This is a genomic window from Corynebacterium argentoratense (genome assembly GCF_021491455.1).
GTDB lineage: Bacteria > Actinomycetota > Actinomycetes > Mycobacteriales > Mycobacteriaceae > Corynebacterium > Corynebacterium argentoratense_A.
Map to the genome: position 1 here is coordinate 97,130 of NZ_JAKETN010000006.1, position 23,919 is coordinate 121,048.

Consider the following 23,919-nt stretch of genomic DNA (forward strand, 5'->3'; position numbering starts at 1 on the left):
CTTTCAAGCTGGTGTTTTGTTTCACTCGCTAAATATATAGGTTTGGGAGCGACAAACATTACATTGCTGTAATGTTTCGCCCCCCGCGTGTCGCTAAGGACTACGGTGCCCCAATGAGATTCTCAGCCCACTGGACCAACCACTGATTCGTCGTCGTCCCCTCAAAAATCACCGGGTTTGTCGCATACATCGCATGCACACCATTGGCATCAACCAGTGCCTGCGCGCGACCAATCGCATCATCAACACCCAACGGGGCGTCACAAATCGAATCATCCGGCGCACAAATCTCAAACACCCGATCATTCAAACTGCCAAAACCACCCGGCCGGGGGCCACGCATCGTCGCACCAGGCGTCACCACCTGGGCAAGAGCATTGAGCGACCGGAGCGACACCTCCGCGCCAACACCCCCAACCTCAATACCCGCCGTCTGGCCAACCCCAGGCTCCCGTCGACCGTCCGCAACCAAGGCGACACCCCTGATGCGTTCAGCCGGAACCGGAATATCCTGCGTGCCGATCTCATTAGCAATATCGCCCAACAACACCGCACCCTGCGAGAACCCAGCCATCACAAAATCAGTCAGCGGGCACTGCTCGTGCATCATCGTCAGCTCCGCGGCAACCTTATTGGCGCCCTCGGTACGGGAATCGTCATAACCCATCTCGTGCATAGCACCCAGGTTTTTAAACTGCGCCGCGTACGGGACAGTCCAAATCTTCACGCCACCCGGCTCACCCTCCGGGTAACGCTCCTTCAACGGATTAGTGACGCTGAGCATAAAACTCATCGGGTTAAACGTCGGATTCAGCGGATCATCATCCGAGGATGACTCCCACGTGCCCGGGGCAGAAATAAACTCCACCGACGGGCACCACTCCGGCTGCTTCGGGCCCTCAGCATCAGGGCTAGTGGTCGTTTCCGTTGGCCCAGTGTCCGAAGGTCCCTCGAAATGGCGCATCAGCCCAACGCCAATCACGATAACCACCAACACCGCCAACACGGCGATCAACAACTTGCCGATGCTGGAACGATCCTGTCCAGCACCCCTAGCGTTTCGGCCCATCAGTACAACCCTTCCGTCACGTTGTGTGGGGCCACCACCCTAGCAGCGTTAGCAATAAGCTCGCTGTGCTGCCTGGGTGATGACAGTCCGCGCATCCTCGAGCGACAAATCCGTGTGCCCCAACTCCACCAACTGCCCCGCGATGGGCTCAACCAGGAAAGACTCTCCCCCGGCATCCTTCGCGCGGCACACCTCGCTGGCGGTGCCGATCAGTTGCGCCTCGATCCCCTTCGGGTCGATGCCCTTATCCTTCAAATCATCCAGGTAGGCGTGGTCTTCGTCGCTGTAGTCATCCTTAAACGAAGGCACCTCCGACACCTCTTCCGCAGGCTGGTCATTGACCGCGGCACCACCCTGAGCAGACTTCGCAGCCCCACCATTGTGGTCCTTCTTCGCCGAATCACCAGCCTTCGCATCCTGACTCTTGTCGCCAGACTTCTGCCCGGAAGCATCCTTGTCTGCGCGCGCCAGGCTAGAGCTCGACGTTGCGGCAGGGTCGGCGTCATCACTTGATGACGTCGCGAAGCCACAGGCCGCAAGCCCGCCTAGCAGCAGCACGCCGGCTAGCGCCAGGCCAGCATTCTTACGTACCAACTGCTTCGGGGCACGCATTAGTTGCGCTCCTCGATCACGCGGCCATTGACCTGCTTGATGGTGCCATGCTGGAAGGATATGGTCTCGCCACCAGCGGCGATGGCCTCCTGGTCCTTGGTCGGCCAACCGAAGGGGCCGTTCTCCCAACCACTAGCACCCCAGGCGTCACGTATCGGGCCGTTGAAGATGAACTTCGCGCCGGTCTCCGGGGTCCAATAGAAGGAACCATTATCGAAGTGCTGCACCACGCCGCCCTTCAGCGGAATCTCGTTAGAGGTCGGTGCACCAAGCTTCGAATTAGTGGTGTTCATCGAACCGTAGCGCTTAGCGATGTCGCCGTGAACAACGAAGGCCTTGTCGCCATTGCGGACGACGTAGCCGTGCTGGAACTGCTGAACCAGCTTGCCGCCCAATTCCTTGGGCTCCGCCACGGGGTAACCCAGCGGGCCGTTCTCCCAACCGGTAGCGCCCCATGCATCGAACATGTCCTTCGGCACCGGCTGCGCGCCCAACTTCGGGGTCCAGTAAATGGAACCGTTCTGGAAGTGCACGTAGCGTCCGACGCCATCCGGGGTACCTTGCTCGCCGGTCAGCGGGAAGCCAAGCCACGAATCCGCCGCACCTATCTCGGAGTAGCGGGCGCTGATCAGACCAACCAGCACGTGAGCGCCGGTCTCCGGGTGCCAGTAGGCGCGACCGTTACGGAAGTCCTCCGCCTTACCGCCGGCCATGTCGTACTCGTTATTAACGCACTTGCCGAACTCGCCACCCTTGGTGGCCTCGGCGATCGCACCGACCGGGGCGCAATCCGCACCGCGATCCTCCTTATCGAGAGCCAGCGCATCAGCAATCTGAGGCCACGCCTGGGTCAACTCGAACTGCCAGTACGGCCAGTTGTGCACGCCGGAGGGGCGGAAGTGGGCGATCACGGGAACACCCGCAGCCTTCGCCTTATTGACGAAGGTCTGGGTGGTCATGCGCGACAGAACCTCAAGGCCGGCACCCGCGGGGTTGGCCGGGCCGGTTGCGACCGAGTTGTTCTGGCCGAAATCATCCGCACCGTTACCAGCGGACACGTAAACGGTCTTGCCCTTGAGAGCCTCGATACCCAGCTTCGGGTCGTGGTCGACCCACTTCTGAGAGCCCAACGGGCCCCACATTGCAGTCGCATCGTACCCACCGGCATCCTTCAGCGCACCCTGAATACCCAGCGGCATTCCGGGGCTAGTGGTATCCAAGTAGCCGGAGAAAGAACCGACAAAGTTGAACATGTCGGGACGGTGCTCAGCCAGGTTAACAGCAGCAGTGCCACCCATCGACAGGCCGAAAATACCGCGGGTGCCGTTGGAGCGGTACCCGTTGTGCAACACCGCGGGAAGCTCGTGAGTGAGGAAGGTTTCCCACTTGTAGTTCTTGCCGTTGTCCTCACGGTCCCAGTCGGAATAGAAAGAGGACTCGCCGCCGACCGGCAGGACGGTGATGACGTTCTTATCAGAGAAGAACTGCTGGATGTTGGTGTTGATGGTCCAGCCGTTTTCCTTATCGGTCGCGCGCAGACCATCGAGTGCCCAGACCTCGGGGAACTTCTTGCCCGGCTGGGAGTACCAATCGCGCGGCAACAGCAGCTGCACCTGAACCAACTGCTCGGGCATAGCAGCGGAGCGGATGAACAGTGCGACCCGGCGGTCCGACAACCACTCCTGGCGTTCGACGGATACGCCGTCGGGCAGGCCGTCAATCTTCGGGAAGTCGGTGCGGATGGGGCTACGCTCGGGGACATTGTCGTCCTTGAGGTAGCCGGAGATTTCGGAGCTGCCGAAGCTCGAGCCCTGAGCCAGCACATCGCGCTGTTCAGCCTCGGCTTTGTCGGCGGGGAAGACGATGAGTCCGGTGCCGATCGCAAGTGCGGAGGGAACCGCGAGGGCGGCAATGAGCTTGTTGCGGCGGGTCTTGATTGCGGTGTCGCGCATGAAAGATCCTTAAGTGACTGAAAAAAGGGGTGACTGAATTGACTCCCGCGGTCTCCGGAGGTTCCCCGCCTCCGGAAAGGGCAGTCGTGAAGTACTTAAAATAAAGCACCCTCAAGTTTAAGTTAAACTTTAGACTTTTGCATTAGGGGCGGCCCGGCGTGTTCCCCCTACCCCAATAGCAAAACCCCCGGGCGCACTACTTAGAGTACATCCGGGGGCTAGGGGCGGCGCCAGGAATTATTACCAGGCGTTCATCACGTTGAGCACGCGCTCGCGAGTGAGGTAGAGCTCGTCATTCCACTGGTTCCACGCGTGGATACCGTTCGGGCGGTAGTGGTTGGTGACATTGATGCCCTCAGCGCGCGCCTTGGCTTCCCACACCAGCGTGGTTTCCAGGGACACCGCCTCCAAAACAGAGCCGTTGATCTTCTGCATGGTCGGAATACCGGCATCCTGCGGACCCCACAGGCCGGTAGCCGCAGAAATGTAGACATCGGTGTTGCGCAACCCACCGGTGGCCCAGAAAGGATCATCGTGGAAGCGACGGGGGTTGATCAAGATGCCGTACATTGCGCTGACGTTGAATCCACCGGTGTCCAGCAGAGCCAAACGCAGCAGGGTCTGCATGCCGGGCATCGTGGTGGTCAGGTAACCAGACCAGGACATTGCCTGACGGAACTGATCCGGGTGATTACCAGCCAAGGAGATCGCAGAGGTGCCGCCCATGGACAGACCAGCGACGGAGTTGTTGTGCGGGTCAACACCGAAGTGCTGCTGCAGGTAGGCCGGCAGCTCAGAGGTGAGGAAGGTCTCCCACTTGTAAATCACCGGAGCCGAAGACATGGAAGACAGGTTGGCCGGAGCATCCCAGTCAGCGTAGAAGGAACCCGCGCCACCGATAGGCATCACCAAGGTGATGTTGTGGTCAACGTAGGCCGCAGGAGCGTTAGCATCATGGGTCCACGCGTTGTAGTAGTCGGTCGCACGCATGCCGTCGAGCAGGTAGAGGCCAGCGTTACCGCCGCGGCCAGCCGGCTGAATCTGGACGGGAATGTTGCGGCCCATTGCGGGGCTCCACACGTCACAGCGCTGAACCCAGAAACCAACCGGGTCCCAATCGCAGGAGCCAGTGTTGTCGGGGCGCAGCCAATCGCGGTTGCCTGCGTGGGCGGTGCCCGTGCCCACCATTCCGATGCTGCAGACGGTTGCCGCCGCGACAACGGTGGCTGCAACCTTCCGCGAGATCGACTTCGCGGAGCTCTTGATGCCGCGCAGTGTGCCGAGCAAGCCGGTGCGGGCTGTGTGTCGAGTCGTCATTGCACTCCTTTGTAGGGCCTCTAAGGTGGCCAGATTGAGCCTTTTTCGAGCAAGTTTTACCGAGGTCAAAATTGCTTAACATGTGGAACATCGGCCACCGAGACCAAAACGTTACCAAGTTTTAAAGTACACGTCAGCGGAGAAAAACCAAGTCACTTTCGCCTGACTACCCCAACCTCGGGGTAACACTACTTAACAACATTCACACCAGTCATAAGCCACCTGGGGAAACACTGCCTAACTACGTACTAGCCCACACCTACACCAACGGGACCACATACACGGCCATACCGACGCAGAACACCCACGCCAAAGCAAGAACCTGCAACGTACGGTCACTCAACGCCAACTCATCCGGCGCCCCGCCATCACCACGGTCAACATCGGCAGCGTAACGCAAAATCGCCACAGTAAACGGCACCATCGACACCTGATACCACACACCCGCCGCGCCCCCAGCAGCCTTCGACAAACCAAAACCCCACAACGCGTAGCTCATCACCACAGCCGTCGCCGACAACGTCCACACGAAACGCAAATACGTCGGCGTATACCCCTCCAAAGACTTCCGGATCTTCGCGCCAGAACGCTGCGCCAACAAAATTTCGCTATAACGCTTACCCGACGCCATAAACAACGAACCAAACGCTGCCACCAGCAAGAACCACTGCGACAAATCAATCCCGCCAGCAACACCACCGGCCATCGCACGCAGCATAAAACCACTGGACACCAACGCGATATCCAACACCGGCTGATGCTTCCAACTGAAGCAATAACCCAACTGCAGCGCAATATAAACGGCGACAACAATGCCCAAGGCATGCCCGGCAGTCGCCAACAGGCTCACCCCAAGCGCCGCAACAATCAGCACCACCGCCATCACATACGCCACATTCACCGGCAACACACCAGCAGCGATCGGGCGGAAACGCTTCTTCGGATGCGCCCGGTCAGCCTCAACGTCACGAGCATCATTAATCAAATAAATTGATGACGCCGCGAAGCAAAAAGCCACAAACGCAATGCCAACATCGGCAAGGGTGCGGCCATTCAGCAGCACTTCAGAACCCGCGGCCGCAGGCGCGGCAAGCACCAGGACGTTCTTCACCCACTGCTTAGGGCGCAACGCCTTGATCATCCCATCAACAAGCCCCTTCGGAGGTTTGCCCTCGGTGGGCTCGATACCGCGAGTATGCGGTTCAGATCCAAGTCCAGTGCTCACGATCGTCTTTCTCCCAAAGAAGTAAAAAAGCTTGTCTAACCCTCAAAGTACGGCATGACGGCCTTCGCCGCCGCCACACCTACCAAGGCACCACAGGTGACATCCGTCGGATAATGCACACCCAAAATCATGCGGGAAAGCATCATAGCGCCCGCACCAACATAAGGCACAGAAGAACCAGTCATCACAGCCAACGCAGCCATCGTCGCAGTTGTTGACGTCGCGTGCGAACTGGGAAAACTATGGTTCGACGGTGTCGACACGCCAACCACGATGCGCTCATCATGAGGCCGCGGCCTGCGCACAACCCGCTTCAACACCACACTCGCCGCATGCGCAACCAACGCAGCCGTACCCAGCCCACACCACTGGCGACGACGACGCTTATCAAACAACGCGCCAGCAGCAGACAAACCCAACCAACCAAGGGCATGCTCCCCCACGTGCGACATCACACGCGCAGTCGGCAGAACCCCCGCGACGTCATGAGTCGCAGACTGAATCGCCACCAACGCATCGGCCTCCCACTCAGGGCCCGCCTTCCACGCAGACCAGCGGTCGGCAACATCACGCAACAGCGCCTGCGAAGAACTAGGCATCAAAGATGTCCTTCCACGCATCAAGACTGCTCAAACGGCTATGAGCAGCGCGATACTGCCCGCGAAGCTCATCAAAACGCTCCTCAACAAGCTTCTGCAAACGCCGCGATTCCTTCAACAAATCTTTCGCCTTATTCAAATCACGCTGGCGATACACGACGCCGCGACCATCTGCCGTCGTCACCGTCGCGCCGTCAACACGCGACAAGCTAAACCAACGCGCCTCGATCGGAGCAAAATTCGCCTGAGGCACATCATGATGCGCCGGATCTTCCTTAGTCAGCGAATGCTTCAAACCCTTCGCCAACCACACAGCCTTCTTCACCGGAGCCAAACGGCCACCAATATCCTTCGTCGGAACACCCGGTGCACCCGTCGGCTTCGGCAACTGCGCAGCCGTCGGCAACACCACCGCATCCGGATACGTCTTACGAATCGCAGCGATCCTCGGCAACGACGTCTCCAAAATGTCAAACAACTGATCCGGACCCGCCAAGAAGTCCTTCATCGCCTCATTCTGAATAGCGACCGTCGAGTACTCCAAGCACAACAAATGCTTCAGCGTCGCCTTCTGCATCGAGCGAATAATGCCCTTGACCGGGCCATCGTGATCCATCGCCGCAACAATCAAACGGTTACGCAAATGGAAATAGGCCTGCCAATCGATCGCGTCGTCCTTATCCGACCACGCCATATGCCAAATCGCGATACCCGGCCATGTTGCCGTCGGAAAACCAGCCTTACCAGCACGCAAACCGTACTCGGCGTCGTCCCACTTAATGAACAACGGCAGCGGCAGTCCAATACGCTCCGCAACCACATGTGGAATCATGCACATCCACCAGCCGTTGTAATCAACATCGATTCGGCGGTGCAGATCACGAGAATTCTTCGCATCCGGCTTATCATTCGGACTGCCCTTATAACTCAAAGGCATCTCGGAAAAATCATGGTCATAGTGCACATGCGGCGCCGACGTCCACATGAAATCAGCGCGATTAATGACCTCACCCATCGAATGCAGGTGGCTGCGCTCCTGCAAATTCAGCATCTGGCCACCAATCAACGTCGGCGTCTTCGCATAACGCGCAGCCTGCAACGCACGCAACACGCTATCCGGCTCAATCGCAATATCGTCATCCATATACAAAATGTAAGGAGACTTCTTTGCACCAGCAGGCTTAGTTCCATCAGGACCGCCCAAAGCTTCGTACATGATGCGCGAATAACCACCCGAACCACCAAGGTTGCCCTGGCGGAACTCAAAGAACCGATCCCCAAAATGCTCAGTCGCGGCAGCATACCCAGGCTCATCTGCAGGATGCTTATTACCCTGATCAGGCATAATAACCGTATCGATCACCGCATCCACCGCCGGATCAGAAGCCAACGCCTCCAAAGCAGCAACAGCATCAGCAGGACGGTTGAACGTAGGAATACCCACAGTCACCCGCGGCTCAAACGGCCCCACCGTACTACCATCCGGCATCACCTGCGGACCAGGCGCCTCAGCCGCAAACCAGCCAGCCGACACAATCTCCGTATCCGACTCCGCCGTCACATCAAACCAATACCAACCCCCATCCTCAAACGGCGCCAAATCCAAATCGAACTCCGCCACCCCATCGGAAACAACCTTGCCCTCAACACCAATACGGCTGCCATCAATCTTCGAGCGGTAGACATCCACACGCGCAGTCCCCGCGACGTCAACACGCAAAAGAACACGAGACAACTGCGACCAGCGACGCCAATAACTCGCCGGAAACGCATTGAAATACGTCTGGAAACTCAACTCAGAACCAGCCGGAATACGCACCTGGGTGCGATTATCCCACCGGGCACGCTCCCGGTTAGTCTCCGCCTCCAACACATACAAGGTGCGCACATCATGCGGCTCACCCAAACGCGGCAACAGCACGCGCTGCAACTGCTCAGGGCCCCCACCCTTCTGAGCGCCAGCATTCTGGGCGCCGGCATTCGCGACAGTGTCAGACTTAACGGTCGTTCGTTCACTCAAGGTAAAAACCTCTAGCCTTTCGGATCTCGTGACGCGCGCGCACCCAACGAAGGCACGCACATATCTCCCTCAACCCTAGCCGCAGCAACCCCACCACGGCATGCGGCGCGCGGCTACCACCCAACCCGCACGCACTGCACCACGCTAGACCAAACTAGCCTTCACGATCATCCAGATGAATCTCCGTCGGCCACGCCAACACCGCACCCGGCACCTCCGGCTGATCACGATAATCCTCCGGATCCTTCTCCAACTCGATCGTCCGCCCCCTCGTCAACGCAAACTTAATATTCGACAAAGCCACCCGCGGCGACCACGGCTGACGATAACTGCGATAAATCCGCACAAAATCATCCGTATGAATAGCCCGGCGCGCCTCAATAGTCCCCGGAGTGCTGATATACCCCGGCACCATATCCATCCGCGTCGAAGAATCCGCCAACGCCCACTCCAACGGCAACATCTTGTCGTGACCGATCCGGCCACCCTCAATACGCGGCTGACGGGCAGCAACCGGATTCGCCAAACCCACCGTATCCACCACGCGAATATCCAAAGGCGCATTCATACCGGTCATGCCCAGGTTGATGTAGGCGACCGTCGGACGGAGCGTCACCAAACCATCCGGATCCGGAGTGCCAGGCTCCATCCCCGGAACCGTCATCCAATTGAAGGGATGCCCCGGCTCCTGGCTCTGGATCGACAAAATCATCCCCGTTGGCTGCTCATAGGCACGCTCAATCGCCTCCTCATAACCCCACATGCGGTCAATATCGAGGAAGTCGCTAGCAACCAGCGGAGGATCCTGGGCAGTGTGGCCGCTAAACCACATCCAAAACTCCCGCTCGTCAATAACCCCCAACTCCTTATTCAGATCCTTATCCGGCGGCTGCCAATCGGTGCCCGCATGCGCCGTGGCGATCGCCCAACCCCCGGCCGCAGCCGCAGCAACCACAGCCAACGCCGGAAGAACAGCACGGCCGCGCGCATCGCCCTTCGCACTGGTGGTACGGGCACTTCGGTCGCTGCGGGCGCTAGGTGCGTTAGGTGCGCTACGGGTGATGACGTCGCCCCTTCCGCTGGCCTCAGCGCCACCCGCCGCCAGCAACCACACCGGCACCACCATCAACGGACACAACAACGCAAACAAAGGGATCAACAGCATGCGCCCATGCATGAAATCCCCACCAACACGAACAACATACAGCCCATGCAACACACCACACACCAGCATCACAACCACAACAGTGACAGGGCGACGCACCCGCAACCCCCGCGACGTCATCACCCCAGAATCCTCACCATCAGCTGCCGCCACCGGAACGCCCACAGCACGCGCGCGCGACGCCAACAGCCGCGGATCTACCCCAAACCACACCGCAACCAACACCCCAGCGACCGCCGCAGCAACCACACCAAACAACAAACTGTAGGGCTCAAACAGGTCAGTCACGTACGCCCAACCGGTCGACCACTCCGCATCGCTCGCGGACTTCGCCACCGCCGTCTGCGGCACCAACAAACCGTAATACGCCATACGAAACAGCTGATAACCAGCGGGAAGAGGCAGAGCTGCCGCCATAATCAAGCCGCGCCGCCGCCACGAACCCGCCCCCAACAGCAGCACAAGCCCAGCGATCGCACCATACAAAGCAAGCTCGGGGCGCACCAGCCAACTCAGGCCGCACCACAGTGCTGCGAAGCTGAGCACACCGGGCGAATCGTTACGCACCCACGTCACCAGCACCCACCACAGGACCGCGACCCAAAAGATGTTCAAGCCCCACTCGAGACCCGAGGTCGCGAAATCGCGCGCGGGCGGCAACGCCAGATACACCAACCCACCCAACGGAACGAAGAGCAGACGGCTCCGTAGATTGGAGCCCTTAACGCGATACAGCTTCGCCGAACCCAATGACGCCGCGACCATCGCCGCCACAGTAAAGCCCAAGGCCAGCCACAACGCAATGATCTCCAGACGGGCGGGGGTGAGGAGGGCGCCCACATAAATGAGGTACTGCCACAGGGTGGAGGTGTTCGCTTCGACTCGTTCACCGGCATTGAACACGGGGCCGTTGCCGGCGAGGAGGTTGCGGACGGTGCGCAAAACGATGAGGCCGTCGTCGCTCATCCAGCGGCGTTCCCAGCCGCCGACGCCGGCGAACGCGGCCAGGATGAGGGCGGAAAGCCAGGCCGAGGAGAGGGAAACGGAGAGGGAATAGGGGGATGAGTGCTTGGTTGTGGGGTGTGTGGTTGTGTCCCGCATGTTTGTGGCGCGGGTGGGGGCGTCGGCGTCGGGGTGGGCGCGGTGGGGTTCGGGGCGAGGGGTGCCGTCCACTGGGGTCCTCCTGTGGTTTCCTGCAAAAGACGTGAGGGACGTATCGGCTGGGGCTCCGCGCCGCGGGGGCTGGGGCGTGCGAAATACTGTGGTAATGGTAGGCGTGTGAGGGGTCGGGGGTGGGTTGCCTCACCGGGGCTGCGCTGCGGCGTTGGAGGTGCGTGCGCCGAGAGGGTTTGGGGCGGGGAAGTTTTCGTGGATGGCGCCTGCACAGAACAGCCGTGCGTGAACCCTAACCGCAAGCATCCGCGACACTCACGCACAACCCTGCATGCGGTCTCATTTTCAAACCGTTTTTCAATAAATGCAACGAGCAAACGCACCTCAGCCCGTCACGGAGACAATCACAACAACTGCACGCGAACCAAGCCGCAACCCTACGGGCTGCTCTGGCTAAAGTCACCGCCCGCATGCACGCCCGGGACACCGAGGGAAAACAAACCCGCACCAGCCGCCAACAGACACACATTTTGTCCCTTAACCTGGAAGAAATCGCCCAAACCTACCTTCACACTAGGGCTGCTAAAGACACCCAGCTAGAAGCCCCACTAGTTATCTCATGCACCATTAACGAACTAGACCAGCTGGCTCCCCACACCCGCTTCAAAACCAACACCGGGCGACTATCCATTATTGAAAACACCTGAAAACGCAACCACATGCAGCCTCAACCCCTCAGCACCCCTTCCCCGCACCTACCCACCCTTTCGTTGTTAACATTGGCCCCATGACCACAGCCCACCCTCGCCGCCACTTTCACCGCCCAAATTCATCCATGGCAGCACTCACCACAGCCAGCGCCACCAGCACCACCAGCGCCCCCACAGCGACAACCGCAGTATTAAGCGCAGCATCAACCGCAGCGTTGAAAGCGACCTTCACCGCCGCTCTCTCCATCTTCGCCATCGCCACCTTCATCCTCGCCACTTCCCTCCCCACCACCGCACTCCCTGCCTCGCACCCCGCCCTCTCCGCACAGGCCACTCTCTCTACACAATCCACCCCCTCCACCGACCACGTCACGGTCACCGTCTGGTCCGACAGCTCCGAGCTCACCGACGAAGACGAAGCCTTCCTCACCGCCGAAACCGAAAAACTCGATTTCCCCGATCAGGTCACCACCGTCGATTACCTACTGCTGGCGCACAACAGCGAGGATTTCAACGAGGGGATGCTGAATTTCGCCAAGGAGCAGCGCCCCGACCTCCTCAACGATGGCGCCACCAAATGGGCCCCCGGCCACCTCATCGTCGCAGTCGGCCTCGAACCCCGCCGCAACGGCATCTACTGCGGCGACGACGCCTGCGCCGCCCTCACCCTCAACCGCGGCCCCCGCCTTCACAATTCCCTCGAAGCGATGAAGCCCTCGCTGCGCGGCGGCAACCTCGCGGGCGGCCTCTTCGCCGGCGCCCAAGCCACCATCGACCCCGAAACCCTCATTGGCAACACCCCCGACGATGACCGCCAGCAGAGTTGGTTCAGCAAAATCACCGCTTTGCCCATCGGAATCCTCGTCCCGATCGGCGTCGTCTGGCTCATCTTCAAAAATTCCCGCAAGGACCGCAAGCGCGACCGCAGACTGTACGAAACCGTCACCACCGGCCACGCCGAAATCGCCCCCAAGCTCGACGAATACGACATCCGTGCCAACAGCCTGCGCAGCGACCTCGCCGATTCTGAGCTTCGCCATCAATGGGAGGAGGTCCGCAAACAATTCCTGTCCATCGATTCGACCCTCGCTAAGATCCCCGACAATCCCTCCGATAAGCAGCTCACGAAGCATGGGCGGGACCTTTACTCGGCAAACAACTCCCTGTCGTTGATGCGCAACGCGATGTCCAACATCGATACGCTCTACGACATCGAAAATGGTGACAAGGCCACCCGTATCCGCGAAGCGATGCGCCTGCGCGAAGACTTTAAGGAGGCAGCCCTCGGCACCAGCAACGAACGCTTCGCCGAGGAACTCACGCAGTTGCAAGCCCGCGCGAAAGTCCTGATGGATGATCCCCAACAGGAGGGCTTCGTCGACGCATTCACGCTTCTCATTGCTGACGCCGCGGTGGTGATGAAGGCAATCAGTGCTGAGGAACTCGACGGGGTCACCGAATCCGCCAAGCATCCGAAGCCCACCATTAGTGCCGATGATTGGCGCCCCGGCGTCGGCTACCACGGTTACACGCCGTACGTGGTGATGAGCACTTGGCATTCGCACGACACGGCCAGCGACAATTCTTGGGATACGGGCGATTCCTCCGGGGTGTCGGTCGGCTATTCCACCCCGGGTTTTTCGGGTGGTGGCGGCTCCAGCAGCTGGTAAGCCCCAGCCCGGACCCGCACCGCCACCTGAAACTGCGCTATGTTCCCTTGACGTTGAGGTCGGTGAGCACCCCTATCATCCCGCAGCCTATGTCGACCCCGACGGCGGCGGGTATCACGGCCTCTTTGGTTCCGAATACGGTGCCGACGCTGCTTCCGAGCCCGTAGTGGGCGTCGGGCATGAGGGCGACGTGTGGGGCGACGGAGGGAATGTTGGCGGTCAGGCTGACCTGTTCGGTCACCTTGGGATCCAGAATGCTGGCGAAGTTGTGCACTGGTACGCGGGTGCTCTGTGCGGTGGTGTTGTCCTGGGTTTGGCCCCAGGTGCCCTTTACGTTGTGCATGAAAAAACCTTCCATGTAGTGGTCGAATGTTTTCGGCCGCTGTGTGGCTGTTTGCCGGCGACCGTGTGCCAGTACACGAGAAGGTGTTGTGTTTATGCGCGCCTTTTACCTTGGGTTTAAGGTGTGTTGGCTACGAGGTTCCCCCTTTGTGCACACTGGCTGTCCAGTGCGCGGGTACGCAAAGGACCAGGTTACAGCAATGTTTGCTGTTCTTGCCAGTGAAACCTGTATCCGTTAGCACGCATGGCGGAAGATATTAATTAATTAATGACGCCCCGTTAGTCCATACCCCCTACCACATCTGGGGGTAGCAGGGGTTGGGGGTGTGGGCGGTCCGCCCGCAGCGTCTTTAGGAGGTTTGAGGAGGTTTTTAGGCGTTTTTAAGCGTCGACCCTTAGGAGTTCGGCGAGTTTGTTGTCCCACATGCTCAGCGCAGAGGCGATGGCCATGTGCATGTCGAGGTATTGGTAGGTGCCGAGGCGTCCGCCGAAGAAGACCTTGTTGTTGGCGGTTTCTGCTTCTGCGAGTTCGCGGTAGCGGAGCAGCTTTTCGCGATCTTCCGGGGTGTTGATTGGGTAGTAGGGTTCGTCGTCGCCTTCGGCGAAGCGGGAGTATTCCTTCATGATGACGGTTTTGTCCGTCGGGTAGGTGTCGGCGCGTTCGGGGTGGAAGTGGCGGAATTCGTGGATGCGGGTGTAGGGGTATTCGGCGTCGTTGTAGTTCATGACCGGGGTGCCCTGGAAGTCGGGGATGTCAAGCACTTCGGTTTCGAAGTCGAGGGTGCGCCAGCCCAGCTTGCCGGCCTCGTAGTTGAAGTAAAGGTCGAGGGGCCCGGTGTAGACGACGGGAGCATCAGGGTTTTCGCCGCGTACTTGTTCGCGGACATCGAACCAGTCGGTGTCGAGGCGTACGTCGATGTTGTCAGAGGCGGCCATGTTTTCTAGCCAGGCCGCGTAGCCGTCTGTTGGTAGGCCTTCGTAGGTGTCGTTGAAGTAGCGGTTGTCGAAGTTGTAGCGGACGGGTAGGCGGGTGATGTTGCCGGCGGGGAGTTCTTTGGGGTCAGTTTGCCATTGTTTGGCGGTGTAGTCGCGGATGAAGGCTTCGTAGAGTGGGCGGCCAATGAGGGAGATTGCTTTTTCTTCGAGGTTGGTGGCTTCGTCGGTGTTGATTTCCGCGGCTTGTTCGGCGATGAGTGCTTTGGCTTCTTCGGGGCTGTAGTACTTGCCGAAGAATTGTGCGATGAGGCCTAGGCCCATGGGGAATTGGTAGGCCTGGCCTTTGTGCATGGCGAAGACGCGGTGTTGGTAGCCGGTGAATGTGGTGAATTGGTTGACGTAGTCCCAGACGCGTTTGTTGGAGGTGTGGAAGAGGTGGGCGCCGTATTTGTGGACCTCGATGCCGGTGTCGGGGTCGGCTTCGGAGTAGGCGTTTCCGCCCAGGTGGGGGCGTTTTTCGACGATGAGGACTCGTTTGTTTGCGTGTGCTGCGCGTTCTGCGATGGTGAGTCCGAAGAGGCCGGATCCGACAACGATGAGGTCATAGGTCATGTTGTTCAAATTTACACGTCGGTGCGGGGTGTGTGCTGTTCACACGGCGCCACACCACCACGCTAAATATCATGCGAAACTTCATTAACACTGGTAACATCCGTTAACAATCCTATACGCACGCAACAGCTGTAACAGTTAGGACTTGCATGCCCATCACCCCGCACCTGCCCGGCTTCCTCCCTCGGCCCGGCGCGTCACGTCGCCGCATCAACCGCCGCAGCAGCCTCCGCCCATCCCTAGCCTTGACTTCTATCACCGGGATCGCCCTGGCGACGGCCGCGACTTTCGGTATCGCGCACTCCCCGTCTGGCTTGTTCGCCTCGGGTGATGACGCCGCGGTGCTCGTTGTCGACGACAATGGTTCCGGTCCGATCACCGCCGCAATCGAGTCCACGAGTTTCGACGCCGGCGACAACATCGTTGTGGATGACCCGGCGATCGTCACCCAGGGCGAGGCCCCCGGGCCGAAGGCGGTCAAGGAGTTTTACCGCGAAGAGCCTTTCGACATGTTCGCCTTGAATTGGAGCGGCGACAAAGAAATCGCGGCGTTCTTCCGTTCCGAGCGACCCGATGGCACGTGGACTGAGTGGTTCGATGCGGAACCTGTCGACCAGGGCCCCCGCGGCGTCAACAATGGGCGAAATGGTACGGAGCCGGTTTTTGTGGAGAAGACGAACCGCATCCAGGTGTCCACGGCTGGCGTCGACATGACAGAGGCGCCTGCGGACCTCGAGGCAACCTTTATTGATGGCAAAGCCGCGCAAGATTCTGGCCCGGCGATCGAGCTGACTGCAGATTCCGACGGCATCACCCGTGTGGTTAGCCGTGCCGGTTGGGGTGCGGACGAGAACCTGCGCTGCTCTTCGCCCACCTATAACGATGAGGTCAATGCGATCACCATTCACCACACTGCGGGTTCGAACAACTACACCCGTGCGGAGGCCGCCGGCGTGGTGCGTGGAACCTACCAGTACCATGCGCAGCGCCTCGGTTGGTGCGATATCGGATACCACGCGTTGGTTGATAAGTTCGGCACTATTTACGAGGGCCGCTACGGTGGGCTCAACCGTGCTGTGGAAGGTGCGCATGCCGGTGGGTTTAATGAGAACACCATGGGTATTTCGATGATGGGCGATTACTCTAATGTTCGCCCGTCCGACGCCACGATCCGTTCCGTTGGCGAACTGGCCGGTTGGAAGGCACGCGTGTCCGGCTTTGATCCGTTGGGATATGACACGCACTATTCCGAGGGCACCAGCTATTCGAAGTACCCCTACGGTGCTGCCGTGACTCTGCCGAATATTTTCGCTCACCGCGACGTCGGCAATACTGTGTGCCCTGGTGACGGCGGGTATGCGCGGATGGATGACATTCGACGGATCGCGAAGCAGAAGTACGATTCTTTGAGTGGGACGACGGTGACTGATACGAATCCGAACCCTGATACCGGCGTTCGGCCTCCCTCCGGTGGAAATGGAGGCATTGGTGGCGGTAGCGGCCGCAACCCCGGCGGCACTGGTGGTTACGACGGTGACGCATCCGGTTCAAGCATGCTAGGTAGCTCGAAGGGTGCCGGGGATGTCGATCGCATCATTAACCACGCGAACGACCTGATTGATGTGATCAAGACGATCGATAACGCCACGAAGGAGCTGCGCAACTAGCGCCTCCAATTGGGCAACTAGAACCAGCCTAGAACCATCCTAGAACCAGGTTTCGAGTATCGCCGCCACGCCGTCTTGGTCGTTGGTGGCGGTTACTTTGTTTGCGGCTTGTTTGACGTTGTCTTGGGCGTTGCCCATGGCGACTCCGGTGCCGGCCCAGCGGAGCATTTCGATGTCGTTGGGCATGTCTCCGAAGGCGATGGTGTCCCGCGCGTCGATGCCGATGGCTGCGGCGACTTCTGCGACTGCGGCTGCTTTGTTGACGCCCGGCGCGGCGCATTCAATGAGGCCTTCGGGGATGGAGTAGGTGGCGTGGGCGAGAGCCGGGTCGATGTGGTCTTCGAGTAGCGCATACATATCGGCGCTGTGCATGTTTTCGCAGCGTATGAGCAGTTTGACGGCTGGTTTTTCGAGTAGTTGTGGGTGTTCTTCGATGCCGTGTTCGTCGGAGTCCCAGGCGTGGTCGTAGCGGGGGTCGACGACGAATTGTTTGTCGCGGGGCCCGCCGGTTCCGGTGGCGTATCCGCACCCGTGGATGTCGTTGAGGTTGACTCTTTCGACGGCGAAGGTGGGGTTGGGTAAGTGGGTGGTGGCTGCGTCGACGAGGGTGTTGAGGGCGTCGGGGTTGAGGACGTGGGAGTTGATGATGCTGTCGGAGCGTGCGTCGTAGGTGATGGCTCCGTTGGCGCATACGCAGACGGGTCGGACGTCGATTTGTTGTAGGACTGGGGCGATCCAGCGGGGTGGGCGGCCGGTGGCGAGGCAGAGCACGGTGCCTTGGGCGGTCATTTTATTAATGACGTCGCGGAGGCGGGGGCTTACGCGTTCATCACTGCGGATGAATGTTCCGTCGATGTCGCTGGCGACGAGGCGTGGTGGGGTGCCCCTGTTGGGGGTGTCCGTGATTGTGTTTGGGGTGTGGATCATACCTGGCCTGGTGTTTCCTCGCGTTGGAATACGGGTGCGAGGAATTCACTGACGCCGTCTTTGTCGACGGGGGAGGTGACCCATTGCGCTTGTGCGATGACTGCCGGGTCTGCGTTGCCCATGGCGACGCCGGTGCCGACGTAGGCGAGCATGTCGATGTCGTTGGGCATGTCTCCGAAGGCGACGACGCGTGCTGGGTCGATGCCTTCTTGTGCGAGTAGCCATTTCAGTCCGCTGGCTTTGGTGACTCCTGCGGGCGAGATTTCGGCGAATCCCCAGGGGGCCGAGTAGTTTACGGTGGCGACGTCGCGGAGGTGCTCGTTGATGGCGGATGCGATGTCTGCGGAGGCGACGTCTGCGCGTACGGTGTATTTGATGACGTGGCCGTTGACGCGTTCTTCGTTCATGATGAGGTCGGCGATGGGGCCTCCCGCGTTTGCGCTGCGTGTTGCGTTGATTGCTTCGCGGACGGTCGCGGCGTCATCGGGTGTGAATCCATCGGTGTGGAGGATGGCGTCGCTGATGTCGGAGCTTTCGCTGAGTTCGGTGGGTAGTTTTGCGCCGTCGACGACGAGAGTGCCGTTGGCGGCTACAACGATGGGGGCGAATCCGAGGGCTTGGAATACTTCGGGTAGTTCGCGGGGGGTGCGGCCGGTGGCGAGGAAGGTGCTTTTGCCGCGGGTGCGCATGTCGAGGAAGACGTTGCGGGTGGATTCGGTGACGACGCGGGTGGTGCTGCCTTCTGGCTGGTAGAAGATGGTGCCGTCGACGTCGGTGACGAGGGCGTCGGGGAATTCGGTGAGGCGTACTCGCACGCGGTGGGGTAGGCGGTCGCGGATTTGTTTGGCGTCGCTGACCAGCTGGTTGAGGGCGTCGACTGCTGCGAGTGGGACGTTGGTGGGGATTTGTGCGGACAGTTGGCGGAGGCGGCTGCCTGCGCTGGCGACTTTCGAGGCCCCTTCTTTCACGCCTTCGACGGCGTCTTCGGCGAGTTGTTCGATGGCGGTTTTTGCAGTGGCGACTGTTTGGGCTGTGTGGTTAGCTGCGTCTTTGGATTGGACGACGAGTTCCTTGGAGGTTTCCCCTAGGCCGGCGAGGAGTGCGTTGAGCTTGTCGGCGAGGGCGTCGAGGTCGTCGCGGAGGGTGCGGACGCGGCGTCGTTCGTTTTGGACGGCGTCATCGAGTTTTTGCGCCTCTTCGAGGGTGAGGGCGCCACCGCCGTAGCGTGCTGGAACCCAGGGTGCTCCTTCGGGGAGCGGGCCGTGGAGTTCGTCGTAGCGCTGCCATAATTCGGCTAGCCCATCAGCCATGATGTGGCGGAGTTGTTTGGTGACTTCATCGGCGGGCCCTTCTGGAGGGTACCAGGCGGGAAGGACGTTGATTTCGATGGGTGTGTTGCTGCGACCTAGGTGTTTAGGGCCGTCTTTTGGCCAGACGCGTTGGCTGCCGACGAGGATGACGGGGACGATGGGTACGCCGGCTTCGCGGGCCATGCGTACGGCACCGGTGCGGAGCTTTTTGATTTCGAAGGATCGTGACAGGGTGCCTTCGGGGAATACTCCGACGAGTTCGCCGGCTTTGAGGTCTTCTACCGCCTTGTTGTAGCTGGGCACGGTGTCGATGCGGTCGACGGGGATGTGTTTCATGCCGCTCATGACGGGTCCGCCGATGGGGTTGTCCCATACTTCCTGTTTCGCCATGAATCGGACGAGGCGTTTGCGGTTGCGTGCGGTGTGGGGTGAGTATGGGGTGTAGAAGGGGACGCCGACGTAGGTGAAGTCCATGTAGCCGGTGTGGTTGGCGACGACGACTGCGCCGGTGTCTGGGATGTTTTCGGCACCGGTGACGTTGAATTTTAGCCCTTGAGCTTTGAAAACTCCTTTTACTAGGTGGATCACCAAGTGGTAGAAAGCGTCGTTAGCCTTTTTAGCCATAGTTTTTAGAGTACAACGTCGCGTACATGGTTGCGGGGCGTTAGCGTTTGCTGTGGCGGCGGGCACGCTGGCGGCGCTTGTCGGCTAGCCTCGTGTGCACAGTCCCCCAATACCCGTCCTTCCCCTATTTATCCCTCATCCCCGTCCCCCACTCCCCTTTTCTTTAGGAGGCTTCACCTCATGGCTACCGACACTCAATACATTGCGGCGATCGACCAGGGCACCACGTCCACGCGCTGCATCTTGTTCACGCACGAAGGCGAACTAGCCGCCGTCAGTCAGTTCGAGCACGAGCAGATTTTTCCCCAGAAGGGTTGGGTCGAGCACGATCCGATGGAAATTTGGGAAAACACTCGCCGCGCAGTGGGCGAAGTGATTGCCACCGCGGATACGTCCCCTTCGAATGTGCTGGCTGTGGGCATCACTAACCAGCGCGAGACCACCGTGGTGTGGGATAAAAATACGGGGGAGCCCGTGTACAACGCGATCGTGTGGCAGGATACGCGCACCATGGCGATCTGCGACGAGATCGCGGGCGAGGATGGTCCGGAGAAGTTCCGTGACAAGACTGGTTTGTTTATTAACTCCTATCCTTCCGCACCGAAGATCAAGTGGATTCTCGACAATGTTGAGGGTGCCCGCGAGCGCGCGGAGGCCGGCGATTTGTTGTTCGGCACGATCGACACGTGGTTGTTGTGGAATCTGACTGGCGGCGCGGAGGGCGATGGCGATGAGCCCGCGCTCCACTGCACGGATGTGACGAATGCGTCGCGCACGCTGCTCATGGATCTGAAGACGTTGCAGTGGGATGAAGATCTGTGCGAGCAGATGGGTATTCCGATGCAGATGTTGCCGGAGATCCGCCCGAGTGTGGGTGATTTCCGTCAGATCCGCGCGCGGGGTTCGCTGCCTGGTGTGCCGATCCGCGGCATTTTGGGCGACCAGCAGGCTGCGATGTTCGGCCAAGCGTGCTTTAAGAATGGTGACGCGAAGAATACCTTCGGCACGGGCCTGTTTATGCTGCTCAACACGGGTACGAAGCCGAAGTGGAGTGAGCATGGCATGCTGACTACCGTCTGCTACCAGATTGAGGGCCAAAAGCCGGTTTATGCGCTGGAGGGTTCCGTCGCGGTGGGTGGTTCACTGGTCCAGTGGCTGCGCGATAATCTGCAGATCATCCCCAATGCGCCTGCGATTGAGAACATGGCGCGCAGTGTGGAGGACAATGGCGGTGTCTACATTGTTCCGGCGTTCTCGGGTTTGTTCGCTCCGAGGTGGAAGCCGGATGCTCGTGGCGCGATCGTCGGTCTGACTCGTTTCGCTAACCGGAATCACTTTGCGCGCGCGGTGCTGGAGGCTACGGCGTTCCAGACTCGCGAGGTTGCCGACGCGATGGTTGCGGATTCGGGTGTGGAGATCACTCGTCTGAAGGTTGACGGCGGGATGGTGCACAACGAGTTGCTGATGCAGTTCCAGGCGGACATTTTGGATACTGACGTCGTGCGCCCCCAGGTCACAGAAACCACTGCGCTGGGCGCGGCGTACGCGGCCGGTTTGAGCGTTGGTTTCTGGGAGAACCTGGAGGTCCTCAAGCACAACAATGCAGAGGACAAGGTGTGGCATCCGAAGATGGACGCCGAGCAGCGTGATGCGCTGTACCACGATTGGAACCGGGCAGTGGAGCGCACCTACGCCTGGGAGGAATAGTCCCCCTGTCCCCTATTTCTTGGGTTCGAGCACCTCGACACCCATGTAGGGGCGCAGGGCTTCGGGGACAACTACGGAGCCGTCGGCCTGCTGGTTGTTCTCCAGGATGGCGACCAACCAGCGGGTGGTCGCCAGGGTTCCATTGAGGGTTGCACACACCTGGGCTTTGCCGTTGTCGTCGCGGTAGCGCACTCCGAGGCGGCGGGCTTGGAAGGTGGTGCAGTTCGACGTCGAGGTGAGCTCGCGGTAGGTGTTTTGGGTGGGTACCCACGCTTCGGTGTCGAATTTGCGTGCGGCAGAAGACCCGAGGTCGCCGCCCGCGACGTCAATAATTCGATAGGGCACACCGACGGCGCCGAGCATGTCGCGTTCCATGTCGAGGAGGCGTTGGTGTTCTGCTTGGGCGTCTTCGGGTTTGCAGTAGGAGAACATTTCGACTTTGTCGAACTGGTGGACGCGTAGGATTCCGCGGGTGTCTTTGCCGTAGGATCCGGCTTCGCGGCGGAAGCAGGAGGACCAGCCGGCGTAGCGCTTGGGGCCTTCGGAGAGGTCGATGATTTCACCCTGGTGGTATCCGGCGAGGGCAACCTCGGAGGTGCCAACGAGGTAGAGGTCGTCTGCGGGGAGGTAGTAGATTTCGTCCGAGTGGGCGCCGAGGAATCCGGTGCCGGCCATGGACTCGGGGCGGACGAGGACCGGTGGAACCATCAGTTGGAACCCGGCCTTGCGGGCTTTCATGGCAGCAAGGTTGAGCATGGCTAGCTGCAGGAATGCGCCGTCGCCGGTGAGGAAGTAGAAGCGGGAGCCAGAGACTTTGGTTCCGCGTTCCATGTCGATCAGGCCGAGGGATTCGCCAAGTTCGAGGTGGTCTTTGGGTTCAAAGTCGAACTGGGGTGGAGTGCCGACGTGCTCGAGGACGATGTAGTCGTCTTCGCCGCCTGCGGGTGCGCCTTCCACAACATTGGAGATGAGGTATTGGAGGCGTTCAACTTCTGCTTCGGCGTCTTTTTGCGCGGCTTCGGCGTCTTTGACCTGCTGCTTGAGGGCGTTGGAGCCTTCGAGTAGGGCGGGGCGCTCTTCGGGCGCTGCTTGCCCGATTTTTTTACCGAAGGCTTTTTGTTCTGCCCTCAGGGAGTCGGCCTTCGCGATTGATTCGCGGCGAGTTTCGTCGGCGGAGATCAGTTGGTCGACGAGTTGGGGGTCTTCGCCGCGGGTGATCTGGGATTGGCGGACGACGTCTGGGTTATCGCGGAGGAACTTGAGATCAATCACGCTCTTAGCCTACCGCCTTGGTGTGTGCGTAGTGTTTCTCCCTTAACCCCACCCCTTTAAAGGGGGATCGTTTTCAAAACGCCTGCGGTGGGGCGAGTGATTTATTAACGTAATTTTTGACCGTTATATGCGTTCATGCAGCGACTTTCCCGGTGCAGTGGGCTCGTTGTGCGTGTGCTGTCAATGGGTGCGGGCGCAGGATACTCGTCGTTGTTTCTGTGTGGGAAGGTAAGTGGTACCCGTGTGGCAGTTTCGATCGTATTCTTTGGACCTGAGTGAGGGGGCTGCGCCGAAGCATGTTCAGCTGCGTCGGATAATCGAGCATTACGTGGAGAATAATTTGTCTCCGGGGGATATGTTGCCGGGCGAGCGCATGTTTGAGGAGCATTTTCGTATTTCACGGATTACTGTCCGGCGCGCGTTGGGGGATTTGGTTGCCAGCGACAAGTTGGTTCGTGTGCGCGGTCGGGGGACCTTTGTTGCCTCTACTCCGATGACGTCGAGTACGGGCTTGTTGTCTTTTAGTGAGCAGATGCGGGCGGAGGGTTTGCGCCCGGGCAGCATTATTGTGTTGGCGTCGCGGAGTGTTCCTCCGCCGGAGACTGTGCGTTTTTTCGCGGGTGGGGATCAGGATTCGGAGGTTGCGTTGCGGCCGGCGGGTGATGAGCCTGTGGATTTGAATGCTCAGATGCGTCATACTCATGTGCGGCGGGTCCGTTTGGCTAATGGTGTTCCGGTGTCGATTGATGATGGTTGGTATAACAGCAGGTTGATGCCCTCTTTGTTGGAAAATGATGTGTATAACTCGATGTATGACATCATGTCGACGCATTACGATTGCCCTGTGACGGAGACGGTTCAGACGTCCTCTGCGGTGTGTGCGGATTCGGAGCAGGCTGGGTTGCTTGAGGTTTCGGTTGGGGCACCGTTGTTGCGGGTGTTGCGTCAGTCTTATTCGAGGGGTCGGCCTGTGGAGTCGTGCGTGTCTTTTTACCGGACGGATCGTTTTGCTTTGTGTTCGCGGGTGACTCGCGCTTCTGCTGATTCTTCCGATCGTGGCAATATGTAAA

The 23,919-nt window shown here is 59.7% G+C and carries 17 protein-coding genes and 1 pseudogene; 5 read left to right on the top strand and 13 right to left on the bottom strand.

The features are described from left to right. Positions 1 to 100: 100 nt before the first annotated feature. The 8 genes from L1C91_RS08580 to L1C91_RS08615 form a co-directional block, all read right to left on the bottom strand. Positions 101 to 1,027: a cutinase family protein gene (locus tag L1C91_RS08580; RefSeq protein WP_234858946.1), complete on the bottom strand. Its 927-nt coding sequence runs from the start codon at positions 1,025 to 1,027 to the stop codon at positions 101 to 103. 90 nt (positions 1,028 to 1,117) lie between these two features. After that, complete coding sequence (locus L1C91_RS08585; RefSeq protein ID WP_234858902.1) at positions 1,118 to 1,681, bottom strand: DUF732 domain-containing protein; 564 nt, start codon at positions 1,679 to 1,681, stop codon at positions 1,118 to 1,120. Continuing rightward, positions 1,681 to 3,633 carry an alpha/beta hydrolase-fold protein gene (locus tag L1C91_RS08590; RefSeq protein WP_234858903.1) on the bottom strand — a complete coding sequence of 651 codons (1,953 nt, stop codon included), beginning with the start codon at positions 3,631 to 3,633 and terminating at the stop codon, positions 1,681 to 1,683. The genes L1C91_RS08585 and L1C91_RS08590 overlap by 1 nt, the downstream gene beginning before the upstream one ends. Before the next feature lie 240 nt (positions 3,634 to 3,873). Continuing rightward, positions 3,874 to 4,950: an alpha/beta hydrolase gene (locus tag L1C91_RS08595; RefSeq protein WP_419178731.1), complete on the bottom strand. Its 1,077-nt coding sequence runs from the start codon at positions 4,948 to 4,950 to the stop codon at positions 3,874 to 3,876. A gap of 259 nt (positions 4,951 to 5,209) precedes the next feature. Continuing rightward, positions 5,210 to 6,175, bottom strand: coding sequence for a decaprenyl-phosphate phosphoribosyltransferase (locus L1C91_RS08600; RefSeq protein WP_234858904.1), 966 nt, complete (start codon positions 6,173 to 6,175; stop codon positions 5,210 to 5,212). Between the two features lie 35 nt (positions 6,176 to 6,210). Next, entirely contained in the window at positions 6,211 to 6,774 is a 564-nt protein-coding gene (locus tag L1C91_RS08605) for a phosphatase PAP2 family protein (protein ID WP_234858905.1), read from the bottom strand. Beyond that, positions 6,767 to 8,704, bottom strand: a complete 1,938-nt coding sequence (locus L1C91_RS08610; RefSeq protein ID WP_234858948.1) for a glycosyltransferase — start codon at positions 8,702 to 8,704, stop codon at positions 6,767 to 6,769. The genes L1C91_RS08605 and L1C91_RS08610 overlap by 8 nt, the downstream gene beginning before the upstream one ends. A gap of 244 nt (positions 8,705 to 8,948) precedes the next feature. Further along, entirely contained in the window at positions 8,949 to 11,132 is a 2,184-nt protein-coding gene (locus tag L1C91_RS08615) for a hypothetical protein (protein ID WP_234858906.1), read from the bottom strand. 410 nt (positions 11,133 to 11,542) lie between these two features. Here L1C91_RS08615 and L1C91_RS08620 point away from each other — a divergent pair, with 410 nt between their 5' ends. Beyond that, positions 11,543 to 11,779: a hypothetical protein gene (locus L1C91_RS08620; protein WP_234858907.1), complete on the top strand. Its 237-nt coding sequence runs from the start codon at positions 11,543 to 11,545 to the stop codon at positions 11,777 to 11,779. An 80-nt stretch (positions 11,780 to 11,859) separates the two neighbouring features. Further along, entirely contained in the window at positions 11,860 to 13,452 is a 1,593-nt protein-coding gene (locus L1C91_RS08625) for a DUF5129 domain-containing protein (RefSeq protein WP_234858908.1), read from the top strand. 55 nt (positions 13,453 to 13,507) lie between these two features. Here the strand turns inward: L1C91_RS08625 and L1C91_RS08630 are convergent. After that, a pseudogene (locus L1C91_RS08630) lies at positions 13,508 to 13,795 on the bottom strand (RtcB family protein); the annotation flags it as partial. Positions 13,796 to 14,175: 380 nt separating this feature from the next. Continuing rightward, positions 14,176 to 15,342 (bottom strand): UDP-galactopyranose mutase, encoded by a 1,167-nt coding sequence (gene glf, locus L1C91_RS08635; protein ID WP_234858909.1) that lies wholly within the window; start codon positions 15,340 to 15,342, stop codon positions 14,176 to 14,178. 149 nt (positions 15,343 to 15,491) lie between these two features. On the opposite strand from glf, the gene L1C91_RS08640 reads away from it, so the two are divergent. Then, entirely contained in the window at positions 15,492 to 17,009 is a 1,518-nt protein-coding gene (locus L1C91_RS08640) for a peptidoglycan recognition protein family protein (protein ID WP_419178732.1), read from the top strand. Positions 17,010 to 17,048: 39 nt separating this feature from the next. On the opposite strand, the gene L1C91_RS08645 is transcribed toward L1C91_RS08640, so the two are convergent. After that, the gene (locus L1C91_RS08645) at positions 17,049 to 17,936 is read right to left on the bottom strand and encodes an HAD family hydrolase (RefSeq protein ID WP_234858910.1); all 888 of its coding nucleotides are present in this window, start codon (positions 17,934 to 17,936) and stop codon (positions 17,049 to 17,051) included. Next, the gene (locus L1C91_RS08650) at positions 17,933 to 19,870 is read right to left on the bottom strand and encodes an HAD-IIB family hydrolase (RefSeq protein ID WP_234858911.1); all 1,938 of its coding nucleotides are present in this window, start codon (positions 19,868 to 19,870) and stop codon (positions 17,933 to 17,935) included. Before L1C91_RS08650 ends, L1C91_RS08645 begins: the two co-directional genes overlap by 4 nt. 180 nt (positions 19,871 to 20,050) lie before the next feature. Between L1C91_RS08650 and glpK the strand changes: the two genes are divergently transcribed. Beyond that, the gene (gene glpK, locus L1C91_RS08655) at positions 20,051 to 21,577 is read left to right on the top strand and encodes a glycerol kinase GlpK (RefSeq protein ID WP_234858912.1); all 1,527 of its coding nucleotides are present in this window, start codon (positions 20,051 to 20,053) and stop codon (positions 21,575 to 21,577) included. A 12-nt stretch (positions 21,578 to 21,589) separates the two neighbouring features. Here the strand turns inward: glpK and serS are convergent, their stop codons facing one another. Beyond that, positions 21,590 to 22,849, bottom strand: a complete 1,260-nt coding sequence (serS, locus tag L1C91_RS08660; RefSeq protein WP_234858913.1) for a serine--tRNA ligase — start codon at positions 22,847 to 22,849, stop codon at positions 21,590 to 21,592. Positions 22,850 to 23,090: 241 nt separating this feature from the next. Between serS and L1C91_RS08665 the strand changes: the two genes are divergently transcribed. Further along, positions 23,091 to 23,918: a GntR family transcriptional regulator gene (locus L1C91_RS08665; RefSeq protein ID WP_234858914.1), complete on the top strand. Its 828-nt coding sequence runs from the start codon at positions 23,091 to 23,093 to the stop codon at positions 23,916 to 23,918. Position 23,919 lies beyond the last annotated feature (1 nt).

Coding starts and splice junctions, on each gene's coding strand:
- L1C91_RS08585 (WP_234858902.1), bottom strand. CDS start 1,681: ATGCGTGCCCCGAAGCAGTTGGTACGTAAGAATGCTGGCCTGGCGCTA.
- L1C91_RS08590 (WP_234858903.1), bottom strand. CDS start 3,633: ATGCGCGACACCGCAATCAAGACCCGCCGCAACAAGCTCATTGCCGCC.
- L1C91_RS08595 (WP_419178731.1), bottom strand. CDS start 4,950: ATGACGACTCGACACACAGCCCGCACCGGCTTGCTCGGCACACTGCGC.
- L1C91_RS08605 (WP_234858905.1), bottom strand. CDS start 6,774: ATGCCTAGTTCTTCGCAGGCGCTGTTGCGTGATGTTGCCGACCGCTGG.
- L1C91_RS08620 (WP_234858907.1), top strand. CDS start 11,543: ATGCACGCCCGGGACACCGAGGGAAAACAAACCCGCACCAGCCGCCAA.
- L1C91_RS08625 (WP_234858908.1), top strand. CDS start 11,860: ATGACCACAGCCCACCCTCGCCGCCACTTTCACCGCCCAAATTCATCC.
- glf (WP_234858909.1), bottom strand. CDS start 15,342: ATGACCTATGACCTCATCGTTGTCGGATCCGGCCTCTTCGGACTCACC.
- L1C91_RS08640 (WP_419178732.1), top strand. CDS start 15,492: ATGCCCATCACCCCGCACCTGCCCGGCTTCCTCCCTCGGCCCGGCGCG.
- L1C91_RS08645 (WP_234858910.1), bottom strand. CDS start 17,936: ATGATCCACACCCCAAACACAATCACGGACACCCCCAACAGGGGCACC.
- L1C91_RS08650 (WP_234858911.1), bottom strand. CDS start 19,870: ATGGCTAAAAAGGCTAACGACGCTTTCTACCACTTGGTGATCCACCTA.
- glpK (WP_234858912.1), top strand. CDS start 20,051: ATGGCTACCGACACTCAATACATTGCGGCGATCGACCAGGGCACCACG.